Origin of the sequence: Campylobacter concisus (genome assembly GCF_002913865.1) — a bacterium.
Lineage (GTDB): Bacteria > Campylobacterota > Campylobacteria > Campylobacterales > Campylobacteraceae > Campylobacter_A > Campylobacter_A concisus_AM.
In genome coordinates, this window is sequence record NZ_POYX01000016.1 from 1 (window position 1) to 14975 (window position 14975).

7 protein-coding genes are annotated in these 14975 nt (G+C 39.8%); 2 read left to right on the plus strand and 5 right to left on the minus strand.

From position 1 onward, the window contains the following. Positions 1-452 precede the first annotated feature (452 nt). From CYP77_RS00750 to CYP77_RS00770, 5 genes are read right to left on the minus strand one after another with little or no spacing between them, the layout of a single operon-like run. The gene (locus CYP77_RS00750; RefSeq protein WP_103567533.1) at positions 453-944 is read right to left on the minus strand and encodes a flagellar protein; all 492 of its coding nucleotides are present in this window, start codon (positions 942-944) and stop codon (positions 453-455) included. A gap of 4 nt (positions 945-948) precedes the next feature. Continuing rightward, positions 949-2295 (minus strand): TolC family protein, encoded by a 1347-nt coding sequence (locus CYP77_RS00755; RefSeq protein WP_103567532.1) that lies wholly within the window; start codon positions 2293-2295, stop codon positions 949-951. A 1-nt stretch (position 2296) separates the two neighbouring features. Continuing rightward, a complete protein-coding gene (locus tag CYP77_RS00760; RefSeq protein ID WP_103567531.1) occupies positions 2297-4225 on the minus strand; it encodes a MacB family efflux pump subunit in 1929 nt (642 codons plus the stop codon). Further along, the gene (locus tag CYP77_RS00765) at positions 4226-5422 is read right to left on the minus strand and encodes an efflux RND transporter periplasmic adaptor subunit (RefSeq protein WP_103567530.1); all 1197 of its coding nucleotides are present in this window, start codon (positions 5420-5422) and stop codon (positions 4226-4228) included. A gap of 53 nt (positions 5423-5475) precedes the next feature. Then, positions 5476-7509 (minus strand): ATP-dependent helicase, encoded by a 2034-nt coding sequence (locus CYP77_RS00770; RefSeq protein WP_103567529.1) that lies wholly within the window; start codon positions 7507-7509, stop codon positions 5476-5478. Positions 7510-7574: 65 nt separating this feature from the next. On the opposite strand from CYP77_RS00770, the gene pbpC reads away from it, so the two are divergent. Both pbpC and CYP77_RS00780 read left to right on the plus strand, forming a co-directional pair. Next, entirely contained in the window at positions 7575-9743 is a 2169-nt protein-coding gene (gene pbpC, locus CYP77_RS00775) for a penicillin-binding protein 1C (RefSeq protein ID WP_103567528.1), read from the plus strand. A 1-nt stretch (position 9744) separates the two neighbouring features. After that, positions 9745-14868 (plus strand): alpha-2-macroglobulin family protein, encoded by a 5124-nt coding sequence (locus CYP77_RS00780; RefSeq protein ID WP_103567527.1) that lies wholly within the window; start codon positions 9745-9747, stop codon positions 14866-14868. Positions 14869-14975 lie beyond the last annotated feature (107 nt).

Here is a 14975-nt window from a genome sequence, read left to right on the forward strand (position 1 = left end):
ACCCTATTTTGAAAATGGCGAGCGAGAGTTACCTTGAGTGCTTGTGCTTCTTGCTCTAAAAAGTAACACAACCCTTGAAAAGCCGTGATAAAATGTAAATAAAGCACTTGCTCAAGCTGGCATTTTGGAGGCAAATTTAATCCAAAGCGAGTGTTTTTCTAAAAAACTGATAAGGTGATCATATGCGTGCTAAATTTAAGAGCAGTAAAATAAGAATAATGCATGATTTTTGTTCTTGTGCGCCAAATATTGATCTTGCGCGTTAAATTTTAAAGCAAGGAGTTAATTTTGCCATTCAAAGGCAACTTATAAAACTAAAAAATTGTTTTTGTATGTCAAAGAGTTATCTTTTGCGTTAAATTTTAGATTTGAGCATCTTTCGTACTAAATTTAAGAGCTAGTATTTAAATTTACTATGAAAACACGCCTGAAAACTATTTTTTAAAGCCTAATTAAATTTTATCGCCAAAAAGTGTGTGGATATCTAGTGTATAGTTTTTGGGCATAAATATAGGTGAGTCTAAAATTTTAAGCACGCCGTCATCAAATGAGAGAAATTCCACTACTCTTTTGCGCTTGTTATCAGTTTTTATGCTCCTGTCAGCTAGGCGCACTATCTTTACAATCTGCATTTTATCTGTCGTCCATTCACAAAAAGCTAGAAATTTAGAGTCCTTTGAAAATAAAAAGCAAGCAGTCGCTCTCTCGCTAAGTAAAATTTGATGAGTGCTGCCATCTTTAACTAAATTTTGATCCAAATTTGGTAGCGTTTTTGCGTGGTTTAAGAGCTCGTTTTTTAAATTTAGATAGTGCTCGCCATTTATAAAAAGTCGTAGCTCGCCAATGGTTGGAGCGCCCATAGCGACTTCGCAGCCTTCAAATTTGGCGCTAAATTTGCCATCCTTGCTGCATGCGTTTGCCTTGTAGTCCCAAGCCAAGCTCATAATTTTACTTATTAAATTTGCCAGCCATCGCTTTGTAGATATTTAGCTCGTCTTGCAAAAGTGTGTATTTTGCTTTTAGTAACCCTATTTTGGCTTCTAGCTCGCTGTTTTTCGCCTCTAAAAACTGCTTTAGCTCGACCTTACCGTAGGAGTATTTTAGCTCATAAATTTTTGAAATTTCCTCGTAGTTTTTTATCTGCTCTTGGTAGTTTGTAAGCAGTGCTTCGTCATTTAAGTAGCCTTTGTAAAATGCGTCTATCTCGTTTAATGCACTATTTAATGTGCTTATGTAGTTTAGCTTTGCAAGCTCGAAATTCGCCTCGCTAACCTTTAAATTTGACTTTAGCTTGTGGTAGTTTAAAAATGGCAAATTCAAAGCGATGTTGCCATTTAGAAATTTAAGGCTGAAAGCTTCCTCTTTTTTGTTGGTGCTGCTTTTGAGGCTGGCTCCTAGCGTGATGGTCGGATAGAACTCTTTTTGGCTCGCTTTGTAGTTTAAGATGCCCTCTTCTATGCGGTAAATGGCCGCTCTTAGATCAGGTCGGTTTGCTATGGCGCTTGTTGGCACTTCAAGATCAACGCCCGCTCTTTTAACGGGACTTAGTGTGAGAGCTTCAAATTTAAGCTCAAATTCTGGACTAACGTTTAGCAAAATCCTAAGCGTTTTTTTAGCATTCACAAGCTCTTTTTTGGCACTTTCTATCTTATTTTGAGCGCTTAATTGCTGTGAGTTTATCTGCTTTAGACTTAGCGTCTCCTCTTTGCCAAGCTCAAATTTAAGCCCAACTATCTTATTTAGCTCATTATAAATTTCTAAAATTTGCTCATAAGTTTTTATGCTCTCATTTAGATATAAAATTTGAAAATAAGCGTCTGCTACGGAGTTTATAACGCTTAGCTTGGCGGCTTCTAAGTCAAATTTGCTAGCATCTGCCTCAAACATAGCCGCGTCTTTGCTATTTGCTAGCTTTTGCCAAAGATCAAGCTCGTAGCTAAGCCCTATGCTTGAGCCAAAACTTCTACTAGAAGCGCCGCCCTCTTTTATGTTTTTGCTACTTGTTGCCTCGACGCCAGCGTTAAAGCTTGGAATTAAATTTGCCTGCAAAACGCCAGCTTGAGCGAGCGCTTTATTTACATTTATCGCAGCTTTTGCAAGGTCGGTGTTGTTTTTAAGCGAAAGCTCTACAAGCTCATCAAGATAGCTTTGGTGATACTGCTTCCACCAAGAAGTGTCTAAATTTAGCTCGCCACTAGAGTTATCTTCAAGTAAAATTTGCTTGTAGTTTTCATCTATATTTTTAACAGCGCAACCGCTTAAAACGAGCACTAGAGCTAGGCTTAGAAATTTCATATTACTCCCTTGAAAGCGCATCTATTGGATTTAGTTTTGAGGCATTTTTGGCAGGCATGTAGCCAAAGATGATACCAATCGCCATCGATGTGACAAGTGCAAGCACAATCGAGCCGTTTGAAAAGATCATGCTAAAGCCGTTTAAGAAGTTGTTAAAGATGTAGCCGATAGCGTAGGATAGGACGATGCCGATGGCTCCGCCGATAAGGCAAAGTAGCACCGCCTCTATCAAAAACTGCTGCAAGATGTTGCTCTGTCTAGCTCCGATCGCCATTTTTATGCCTATCTCTTTGGTGCGCTCGGTGACTGAGACTAGCATGATGTTCATGACGCCTATGCCCCCAACTACGAGCGAAACGACGGCTATGCTTGAGATGAGAAGGCGCATGGTTGAGATGGTCTCTTCGATCGTTTGCTTTATGCTGTCTGAGTTTCTTGTAAAAAAGTCCTTTTTGCCGCGCTTGATCTCTAAAAGCTCGCTTAGGCTCTTTTCGGCGATCTGGGCATTGACGCTTTCATTTACTTTAGCTGTGATCGAGCTTATAAATTTATCCCCAGTGATCTTGTTTAGCACAGTCGTGTAAGGAGCGTAAATTTTAAGCGTGCTTGAATCGCCCATCTTAAAATCATCCTTTTGCAAAACGCCGATAATGCGAAGTGGCTTTTTGTTAAAAAGTATGGTTTTGCCGATAGGATCTTCGTTTTTAAAGATGCTATTTTTGGTGTTTTGATCGATTAAGGCGACTGAAGCTGAGTTTAAAACCTCGTCATCATCGTAAATTCTGCCCTCTTCTAGCTTTAGCCCATTTACGTCAAAGCTCCCTACTCCACCACCCTTTAGGCTCGCACTTAGCGAGATATTTTCATAGGTTAGCACGCCTGAGGTGCTTGTATTTGGCGTGACAGAGTCTAAAAAGGACTGCTTAGCAAGCATGTTTGCGTCGCTTATGGAGAGCGTTTTTACCTTGCCTGAGAGCATATCGCCAAAGCCTTTGCCTGGCATGATATCGATCGTGTTAGTGCCGATCTTTCTGATACCAGCTAAAATTTGCTCCTGCGAGCCTTTGCCAAGGGCCACGACGCTAATGACCGCTGTGATGCCGATAATAATGCCAAGCATGGTAAGAAGCGATCTTAGTTTGTGAGCTAGCATCGCATTTACCGACATTTTAAAGCTCTCAATTAGCTGATCTTTATAGTAGGTAAATTTGCTCTTTTCTGGCTGAATTTGCTTTGTGGCCTCGTAAATTTTGCTATTTTTGACATTGTCGCTTACGATGTTGCCATCTTTTATCTCGATCACACGGCTAGCATACTCTGCGATCTTTGGATCGTGCGTGACGATAATGATAGTGTGGCCTTTTTTGTAAAGATCAACTAAAATTTCCATCACCCTTAGCCCACTTTTGCTATCAAGCGCGCCTGTTGGCTCGTCTGCTAATATGATCTCGCCACCATTCATCAGCGCCCTTGCTATGGAGACCCTTTGCTGTTGTCCGCCTGAAAGTTTATTTGGTAAATTTTTCGCTTTTTCGCTAAGACCAAGAGAGTCTAAAATTTCCATCCCTCTTTTCTCTCGTTCGCTCTTGTTTGCACCTGCGTAGATGCTTGGCAGCGCTACGTTTTCAAGGGCGTTCATCGTGCTAAGAAGGTTGTATCTTTGAAATATAAAGCCAAATTTATCTCGTCTAAGCTTGGCAAGGGCGTCGCTGTCAAATTTTGATATATCTTTGCCGTCCAGCAAATACTCGCCCCCACTTGGGCTATCTAAGCAGCCAAGGATATTCATAAGAGTTGATTTACCAGAGCCAGACTGGCCGATGATGGCTATAAACTCGCCCTTTTTTATCTCTAAATTTATGCCGTGTAGGATCTCTATCTCATTGTCACCGAGCTTAAAGCTTTTAGTGATGTTTTTTAGGCTTATCACTTAAAACTTCTTATGTTCTTTTGCGATCATCTTGGCGATCTCGCTTGATGAGCCTTGAGATGTGATGATCTCATCGTCTTCGTTTATACCGCTAATGATCTGCGTATCAAGGTTATCTTTTATGCCAGTTTTGACCGCTGTTTTTACGGGCTTGCCATCTTTTAGCACATAGACAAAAGTGCCGTTTTCATCTTTTTTGATGCCGATGCTTGGCACGATGATGGCATCCTCAACATTTGCTATTAAAAGCTCATTTTGCGTGGTCATGCCTATCCTTAAAATTCCATCTTTATTATCAACGATGCTTTGCGCGTAGTAATAAACCGCTGAGCTGCTGCTAGAGCTACTTGAGTATGAAGACTTACTGCTACTACTTGAGCCGTAGCTGCCATCACTTAGTGTGGTGAGCCCTGGATCGATCGAGCTAACAGTCGTTTGAAATTTCTTCGTTGGCTCAGAGAGGATCGAGTATTCAACTGGCGTGCCGACTTTTATCTTAGTGATGTCGCCCTCTGCTATTTGCATCTTCATCTTCACATGGCTAAGATCGGCGATATTTACGATAGTTGGCGTAGTTTGGTTGGCATTTACAGTTTGACCCTCTTCAACCTGCACGCTTACAACGGTGCCGTCCCTTGGAGCGGTGATCTTTGTATAGCCTAAATTTATCTTAGCGGTACTTAGCTCGATATTTGTCTGCTTGATCTGCGCTTCAAGCTCCTTTATCTTTGCGCTGTTTGCGCTAAAAGTGTTTTTTGCGCTTTCAAATTCTTGCTTTGAAGTGGCGTTTTTGGCAAAAAGTGCATTTTCTCTATCAAACTGCGTTTTAGCGATATTTAGAGCTACTTTTGCGCTTTCAAGCTGGGCTTTGTAGATGGCTAGCTGTGCCTCTTTATTATCGATGCTATTTTGCTGGGTCGAGCTATCGATACTTGCGATCATATCGCCCTTTTTTACCTGATCTCCAAGCTTAACATAGAGCTTTTTTATCTGACCGCTCACCTGAGCTCCCACGTCGATTAGCTCTGTGGCGAAAATTTCACCAGTCGCATCGACCTTTTTGCTAAATGAGCCCTTCTTTGCCTTTTTGGTGATAAACTCCACCTTTTCGTCTTTTACTTTAAAAAAATTATCGTAGATAAAATATCCACCGACGCCTAAAATAAGTAGAATTATTAAAATTTTAGTTTTTTTCATCGCTTCTCTTTGTAAAAAATTGGTAAATTCTACTTCACAAGAGTAAATACTCTTTAAGCTTCCTCTTTTGCCATGCCAGCCTCTATCAAAAACCTACTTGGCTGGTAGGTCACCTTCTTTATCTTGTCGTATTTTGCGTAGCTAAGATAAAGCTCGTCTTTAGCCCTGGTTACTGCTACGTAAAAGAGCCGTCTCTCCTCTTCTAGGCTGCCGCCCATGCTCATTAGCTTCAAATTTGGAAAGCGGTTTTGCGCGAGATCGACGATAAAGACTTGGTCAAACTCAAGCCCCTTGCTCGCATGCACGCTAAGCAAGCTAACGCCCTGCCCTTCGCTCATCTCGTTGCTTCCAAGGGCTAAGAAGTTATAAAATTTACTGATATCTTGATATTTTTTAGCTAGCTCGCTTAGCACCACGCTCTTTGCCATTATGCGCTCTTTGACCTCTTCTTTGAGCGCCAGATCGACGTTGCCATTTTTTAGAGTTGCCCTTTTTGTGCTGATGTTTTCGACGATTAGTGAGTAAATTTTGCTAGTTTTTATCTCATTTATCATCGTGGCTGGCTTTGAGATATTTCTCATGCCTCTTAAAAAGTTGTAAATTTCATATAAAAACTGCGCCCCACTCTCGCTTAGCTTTTGTAGTTTTAGCACAGGATGACCTAGAAATTTATCGCTAAAGCCAAGCTTAGAAAACCTCGAAACTTCGGCAAATTCATCAAGGTCGTCAAAAAGGCCTAGCTGGTAGTTTCGCCTTTTGTTTGATGAGATATTTACGCTCTCATCTGGCTCAACTATCCCTTTTATCAAATTTCCATGCCCAAGCTTAAGCAGTGCGTCAAAAATTTCTTTGCTAACTGCGCTGCCAACGCCTTTTGCGTATTCGCAGATATGAATAAATGCCATTATATCTTTTGGATTGACATAAATTCCCATGATATCGATGAGTGCTTTGATCTCGCGGCTCTCAAAGAAGCTCACCCCGCCCTTTCGCTTTGAGCCAATGCCCCTCTCTTTTAGTGCGACTTCGATGCCGTCTGCTGATGAGTTATTTCTAAAAATTATGGCGATATTTTCTCTATTAAATGGCGAAAATGAGATGATATCGGCGATATTTTGATACTGGTCAAAAAGCTCGTTATAGACAAGTAGCCTTGGAGGCTTGAAATTTCCCTCGCGACTAACTGTGAGGTGCTTTTCATAAAGCCTTGGATTGTTATTTATCACCTTATTTGCGAGAGCTAGTATGCTTGAGCTTGAACGGTAATTTACATTTAAAGCGTAGATGTTTGCGTTTGGGAAGCGATCTTTAAATGAGCCAATGATCTCGATATTTGCGCCGTTAAATGCGTAGATGCTTTGGTCAAAATCGCCCACGCAAAAGAGGCTCTTTGTCTTAAATGCGTCTATAAGACTGCCTTGAAGCGTGTTTGTATCTTGATACTCGTCGATCAAAATTTCATCATAAGCTAAATTTGCCCCCTTTTTTAGCTCGTCGCGCATTTTTATAAGAAGGTCGTTAAAATCAGCGTAAGAAAATTTAGCCTTTTCGGCCTCAAACTCCTCTAAGACATCTTCATAAATTTCAGCATAAACGCCCTGCTCTTCGCTTTTATCGCTTATCCATTTACCAAATGTAGTGCCCTGCTCGCTGTTTTGAAATAGCGAATAAAGGTCGTATAGATATGCTCCGCCGTAAGGCTTGACATCGCTTAAATGGTAAAATTTACGCCTCTCAACAAGACTTTTTAAAAGCGTCTTTAGCTCGCTTGGTTGCTTTAGCGTGACGCCTTTATCAAGGCTTTTTAAAAGCGAAAATGAGACCGAGTGAAAAGTGCCTGCGGTGATTTTAGAGGTGATTTGTTTATCAAAATATCTATTTAAACGCTCTATCATCTCGCTGGCTGCTTTGTTGGTGAAAGTTAGAAGCAAAATTTTCTCAGGCTTTACGCCTAAATTCAAAAGATGAGCGATGCGAGCGACTATGGTGCTAGTCTTGCCAGTGCCAGCTGAGGCGATGATGAGATTGTGTCCAAATGGCGCAGTTGCGGCGGTGTATTGTTCTTTGTTTAACCTAGATAAGGGCATTGTTTCCTCTTTTTTAAAAAGGCCTAATTATAGCTACTTAAACTTTAACAGCTATAATCACGCCGATGAAAAAGTTTAAATTTCTAAAATTCCTTGCCATATTTTTGGCTCTAATGGTTGCTATTTTTTTGATACTGGATCAAATTTATCCACTAAATTTAGATGCGCTCAAAAAAGACGAAGCCAAAATTTTGCTTGATAAAAATGGCGAGATCATAAATATGAAGCTTAGCAGTGATGGAATTTGGAGATTTCACGAGCAAAGCTTCCCAAACTCGCTAAAACAATGCGTCGTGCTCTTTGAAGATAGATATTTTTACTACCATTTTGGCGTAAATTTTGCCTCCATTTTTAGAGCATTTTTCCACAACCTAAGAAGTGACAACCGCATAGGGGCCAGCACTATCACGATGCAAGTAGCCAGGATGCTGGAGCCTGGAGATCGAAGCTATAAAAACAAGATAAAAGAAATTTTTAGAGCATTTCAGCTTGAACTTCACTTTAGCAAGGATGAAATTTTAAATTTATACCTAAATTTAGCCCCATATGGCGGCAATATCGAGGGAGCAAAGGCGGCGAGCTTCTTTTACTTTGGCAAAGAGCTAAACGAGCTTAGCTACGCTCAGGCGGCACTTTTAAGCACGATCCCCAAAAATCCAAATAAAAATAGACTTGACCGCGTCTCAAACATAAACGCCCTAAAAAACAGGGTCATAAAGATGCTTTATAAGGCAAATTTGATCGACCTTAGTGCCTTTAAAAGAGCTCAAGCTGAGCCATTTAAAAATGTAAGGATAAGGGCCGTCGTAAATGCCAGCGACTACGCAAATGTCGCTTTTAAAAACCAAATTTCAAAGGCGAGCTTGGATCTAAATTTACAAAAAGATATGCTTAAAATTTTAAAAGACGCGATGTTTTCGCTAAAGGCTAAAAACGCAAATAACGCCGCAGCCGTGGTTATTGATAATAAAAAAATGAGCGTTGTTGCATTTATCGGCTCGCATGATGAGCGCGCGCGTGATGGCAAAAACTCAGCTCTAAATATGAAGCGAAACACAGGTAGCACGCTAAAGCCTTTTATCTACTCTCTTGCACTTGATAGCGGCCTTATCACGCCAAATTCGCAGCTAATTGACACGCAAATTTATGTAAATGAATATGTGCCAAAGAACTTTAGTAACGATTTTTTGGGGCTTGTAAGCGCAAAAGACGCTCTAAATTTTAGCCTTAATATCCCAGTTATAAATTTAGACTTAAAGCTAAAAGACAACTCGCTTTATGAGCTACTTGAAAAGGTAAATTTAGTTGATGAAAACAAGGAGTTTTACGGCTCTTCGATAGTTTTAGGTAGTGCTGAGATGAGCCTGCTTGATCTTGCACATCTTTATACGATATACGCAAATAATGGCATTTATAGGCCGCTTGAGTTTGCTGGTAAAAACTACAAAAATGAAGATAAAAACATAACCCTCATCTCGCCTCAAAGCGCCTATCTAACTGCTAAAATGATGAGCGAAGCTTCAAGGTCATATCTAAAAAATGCTTGGCAATACGCGCAAAACACGCCAAAGATCGCCTTTAAAACTGGCACTAGCGCAAACTCACGCGATCTTTACGCCATAGGTGTCAATGAAAACTACACGATAGCCGTCTGGGTGGGCAACTTTAACGCTGAAAAAACTGACAAGCTAACTGGGCTAAATGACGTTTCAAAGATCGTTTTTGATATGTTTAAGATCACGGCGCAAAGGCAAAATTTAGAGTTTATGAGCGAGCCAGATGGCATTGAAAAAGTGCCAACCTGCCTTGATACTTTTAGTTATGAAACATGCAAAAAAACGGCGCTTGATGATAGGATAGTTGGAGTTAAACTGCAAGATAAGTGCGAGAGTTTAAGGGGCGAGGAGCTTGAGTTTTTGATAAAAAATGGCTTTTTAGACAAAGACGAGGTCAAAAATAGCCCTTGCGCTGAAGTTTTTAAAGATAAAAAGCCAGTTTTTGCCTATCCGTATGACGGTGAAGAGATCGTGACAGATGAAAATGTAACACAAATTATGCTAAAATGCTACGCGTTTTTAGGTGATGAAATTTACCTAAAAGTGGATGATTTGAACTTTTCTAAGATAGAAAATGCAAGTGAAAAAAGGCTAGATCTAACTCTTGGCGAGCACACTTTAAAATGCCTTGATGAAAATTCAAATCAAAGTGAAATAACAATAAAACTAAGGAGATAAAATGCAGCAAAAAGCGCTACTTCTAGCACTTTTAGGAGCAGTAAATTTATATGCTTTAAGTCTAAATGGCAATGTCGAGGTAAAGTCGCCTTTAAGCGTGGAATTTGGGCTAGAAGATGATGTTAGCAAAAATCTCATAGGCACGCTAAGCGAGAAAAAGCTTATCTCGTGCGAGCCAGCACTAGGTGGCACGGTGAAATTTAACGCTCAAAGCCTTACGCTTTTTACAAAAGATATGCACGCAGGTGCTGAATACAGCTGTAAGTTAGAAAATGGCAGTAGCGCTAGCTTTGAGACGAAAGAATTTGCGCTTGAGAAGGTAGAAAAGCTCACTGATAGTAAATTTATCCTTAAATTTAATGACGAAGTTAGTGAAGAGCTTGTGAAAAAAATAGCCGTAAAAGGTGCAAGCTTTAATGCCTTGCAACTCTCTCAAAACAGCTTTGAGCTTGATCTTGATAAAAATATAAGCGAGCCTGTTTTTGAGTTTGGAGAAAATTTTGAGAGTAAATTTGGCGCTAAACTAGCAGGCGATGGCGTGGTGAAATTTAGTGAGCAAGCAAGCAGTGAGAGCGTAAATATAAACGCTGAAGCAAAGAGCTTTGAGATAGCTAAGATTTATCCAACTAGCCTTGATAATGGCATCTTAGCATTTAGAATTTATCTAAAAGAGTGGCTAAGTGACGATAATAATTTAAAGAAATTTATAAAGATCAAAGGCGTAAAAAGCTTTAGCATAAGCGACGTGTCATATAAAAATGACGATGAAAATGGCGCGCTAAATTCTGAGCTTGAGGGGTATGATTATTACATCGATATCACAAGCGATGAGTTTAAACCGCAAAATAGCTACGAGATCACGATAAAGCCAGGCTTTGGAGATGATAGAAATGTCGTAAGGGAGGCTAAAACCTACGAGGTTGTCGCTAGCAACTTCACTCCATTTGCAAATTTCACAAATGAAGAGCCATATATCTCAAGCGTTGGGGAGATCGGCATTAGAAGTGCAAATTTACCTGAGCTAAATGTGAGCGTTGAAAAGTTAAGCGATCAAAATTTTAGATACTTTTTAAATTTCAACGACAATAGCGAAGATTTAAGCAATTTTAGCTCAAAAGTAGCAAGCAAAAGCTACAAGCTAGAAGGTGCATTAAACGAAATTTCACTAAATAAGATCAAGCTTGACTTTGCAGGAGCAGGAGACGGAGTTTATAAGATAAGCTTAAACTACGGCAAAGATAAGAGCGTCGCAAAGGTCGTCTATCTAAGCGACATCGCCATAAATGCAAAACTTGGCAAGGATGAAATTTTCGTCTTTGCAAACCGCCTTGGCGAAAACACAATGCTGCCAAACGCAAATGTAAAAATTTATGGCAAAAGAAACGAAGAGATCGCAGTTGGCGCGACAAATGATGTTGGCGTCTTTAAATTTAACAAAAAAGATATTTACAAAGAGATCTCATCAGTCGTCGTCTCACTTGGCAAGGAGCAAAATTTCCTAATCATAAAAGATGGCGAAGCGCTAAATGAGGCAAAGCTCATCAGTCAAAATCCAAGCGAGAGCATCGATGCTTACACGCATTTTGCCTCAAATATCATAAGACCAAACGAGAGCTTAAAAGGAGCAATTTATCTAAGAGATAGGGACTTTAACCCGCTTAAAAATATGCCAGTTAAGATCAAATTTATCGATCCGCAAGGCAAAAGTAGTGCCCAGATCACGCAGAATACAAATGATGTTGGCATGATAAATTTTGAAAAAGAAATTTTAAGCGATCTAAGCGGTAGATTTAACATGCAGATAATCTACGCTAGCAAAGTGATAGCGAGTGTGCCATTTTACGTCGAGAGCTTCGTGCCAAACAAGATAAAAAATGACATAGTCATAGACGCTGATAAATTCTTTGCAAACGAGCTAGTAAAGGTAAATTTAACAAGTAGTTATCTCTTTGGCGGAGCAGCTAGCAACTTAGCTGGCAGTATGCAGGTTAGCTTCTTTGATGATGAGTATAAAAATAGCGAATTTAAAGAGTATAAATTTAAAAACGACACCCTAAAAGCGGCTGCCTATCCAAGCATAGAAAATGATCTAACTCTTTCAAAAGATGGCAAATCAAGCCAGATGATAGATCTTAGCTTTAACACCAAAAACGCACCTTCAATAATAAAAGGCGTCATAAATTTCAACATAAATGACAATGGCAAAAACGTAAGTGACGCAAAAAGCTTTACGCTCTATCCTTATAAGGATATGGTTGGCATCGCTGCTAGCACGGCATTTGCTGATCCAAACGAAGATGTAAAGATAAGAACAGTAGTTATTGATATGTCAAGCCAAAAGGCAGTGAAGTCAAATTTGAAATTTGATATAAAACGTGTCTCATGGCAGTATCAAAGGGACGCAAACGGCTATATAAAATGGATCCAAACACTTGAAGATGTGGATAGCTTTTATAAAAATAGTGGCGAGTTTAGCTATAAATTTACGCAAAGTGGCTCATACGTCATCACTGCTACAAATTTAGTAAGTGGTGCGAGCACGAGCCTTGATATGGACGTGAGCGGCTACAACTACTCAACCCTAGCGCCTACAAAAGAGCTTAGCAAGTCTCAGATAAAACTAAACAAAAGCGTCTATAAAAAAGGCGACGAGCTAAGTGCAGACATAAGCTCAGCCATAAAAGAAGGCATCGCGCTTGTCACGCTTGAAGATGCAGGTGTCAAAGCCTACAAGGTCGTCAAGATAAAAAACAACTCAGCAAATGTTAAATTTAAACTTGACTTTGACTTTAATGGCCTTTACGTGAGTGCAAATATCTACCGCATGACTGACGCTGGGCTAACTCCGTTTAGAACCTACGGCAAGGTCTATGCAAACGGCGATAAATCTTCAAGAAAGATAGAGCTTAGCCTAGAAGCGCCAAAAAGTGCAAAGAGCGATGAAAATATCAAAATTTCACTAAAAACAAAGCCAAAAGCTTATGTGAATTTATTTATCACCGACGTTGGCGTGCTTGATATCACATCGCAAAAGCCAGCTGATCCGCTTAAGTTTTTTGACAAAATTTTACCTGATGGCGTCTTTGACTACGACATTTATAATATGCTCACAAACTACAAGGTCGAGGGCAAAACACTAAGCTTTGGCGGTGATGCTGCGGCGATGGCTGTGGCGGCGAAAATGGCAAAGCATGCAAGCCCAGTTGATAGCAAAAATGTAAAAACTTATGCAAATTTAGTGAGCCTTCAAGCGGACGACAAAGGCGAAATTTCATACGAATTTAAAACACCAAATGGCTTTAACGGCGCCATTAGAGTAGATGCTGTGGCAAATGACGCAACTGCAATGAACGCCGTAAATAGCGAGATAAAAGTAAAAGATGATGTGATCATTAAGCCAAGCGCTTTAGTTTATCTTTTAAAAGGCGATGAATTAAGCGCAAATTTAAGGCTTATAAATACAACAAATACGGACAAAAACCTTACTATAAACATCGTAACAAGCAAAAATTTAAACATCAAAACGCAAGAAAAAGCCAACCTAAAGCCGCTTGAAAACAAGGCGTTTGTGCTTAAAATTTCAGCCCTTGAAACAGGTGCTGGCGAATACAATATAACAGTAAGCGACAAAAATAGCTCAAAAACGCTTCAAAATTTACTAGGCGTCATTAGCCCTTATACGATCAGCACCTACGCAAAAAGTAGCGTCTTTGACAAAGAGAGTAAAATTTCACTACCAAAAGGCTATCAGGATGTGAGCGTTGATGCGTCAAGCTCGGTCTCAAGCGTGCTTTTGGCAGCTTCAAAGAATTTAGTAGAGTACCCTTATGGATGCGCAGAGCAAAGGAGTTCAAGACTGCTTGCGCTTTTAAATTTAAAACCAAAAGATGAGCTTGAAAAGGGCGACCAAAAGAGATTTATCGTTAGTGGCATAGATGAGCTAGTTAAGATGCAAAAACCAGATGGTAGCTTTGGCTACTGGAGCGATCTAGGCGAGACAAATGCATTTGCAAGCATCTTTGCAACTGATGTTTTACTTGATCTTAGTGAGGCTGGATATGAGGTAAGCAAAGGCGTCAAACAAAATGCGCTAAACTCTCTCTTAAAATACGCAAACAACGACCTTGAGACACTTTACGCCCTTTATGTAAGCTCACGTGCAAATATGGCTGATAGGTCAATCTTAAATAAAATTTACGACGACAAAGCCTACAATAAAACAGCACTAAGTAAATACCTAATGGCAGCAGCTCTAAAGCTAAACGGCCTAAATGACGAGGCAAAGGTCGCGCTAAAAGATATCAAAAATGCTAAAACAAGTGAAGAAAATGCATCTGATTTTAGCTCAAAAGTAAGAGATAACGCCTTTATCTTGTACTTACACGCAAAATACTTTGAGAAAAACGACTACTCAGATGACCTTGCAAATTTCTTGATAGTAAATTTAAATGAGCTTAGCTCAACGCAGGAGCGTGCATTTACGCTAAGAGCGCTAAATACCTACTTTGGCAAAGATAGCGGCGAGAAAAATAACAAATTTAAACTTAGCTATAACGGCGAAAATAAAGAATTTGATGGCCTTTTAAGCACCTCTTTTACTACAAAAAATGGCGAATTTAGCATCACTCCACTAGGCTCAAATAAGCTTTATGCGACTATCTTAAGCTACGCTTACTTACCACTTGAGATCAAACACAAAATCGAGCCAAAAGAGCTTGACATCTACCGCGTTTTTGTCGATGAAAAAGGCAAAGAGCTGGGTCTTGACAGCCTAAAAGTAAATGACATCATCTACTCAAAAGTGGTGATAAATTCAAAAACAATGGTTAAAAATGGCGTTATAAACGAGATCGTAAGTAGCTGCTTTGAGCCGATAAATGAAAATTTAAGCAACTTTAGCAAGAGCTTAAAAAACAGCTTGCAAGTTGAGTATAAAAGCATAAAAGATGACCGCGTGCTAAGCTTTTACACGCTAAGTGGCGACGAAAAAGACGCCGTTCTTTATACGCCTTATCGTGTAAGACTTGGCGGTAAATGTTCTCTTGGTGCAGTCACAACTGAAAATATGTACAACGAAAGACAAAACGACTACGACCTAGCCGTGAGAAGCTTTAACGTTAAATAGCTATTTAAACCACGGGGCGTTTAACCGCCCCAAGCCCATATTTCCCCACTTTTGCAAAGATTTTTTTAAACAAATTTTAGATAACATTAAGCATTTTTTAAACGAAA

Excerpts from the sequence above, each read along its gene's own strand:
- pbpC (WP_103567528.1), top strand. The coding sequence starts at position 7,575 with ATGAAAAAGTTTAAATTTCTAAAATTCCTTGCCATATTTTTGGCTCTA.
- CYP77_RS00750 (WP_103567533.1), bottom strand. The coding sequence starts at position 944 with ATGAGCTTGGCTTGGGACTACAAGGCAAACGCATGCAGCAAGGATGGC.
- CYP77_RS00755 (WP_103567532.1), bottom strand. The coding sequence starts at position 2,295 with ATGAAATTTCTAAGCCTAGCTCTAGTGCTCGTTTTAAGCGGTTGCGCT.
- CYP77_RS00765 (WP_103567530.1), bottom strand. The coding sequence starts at position 5,422 with ATGAAAAAAACTAAAATTTTAATAATTCTACTTATTTTAGGCGTCGGT.
- CYP77_RS00770 (WP_103567529.1), bottom strand. The coding sequence starts at position 7,509 with ATGCCCTTATCTAGGTTAAACAAAGAACAATACACCGCCGCAACTGCG.
- CYP77_RS00780 (WP_103567527.1), top strand. The coding sequence starts at position 9,745 with ATGCAGCAAAAAGCGCTACTTCTAGCACTTTTAGGAGCAGTAAATTTA.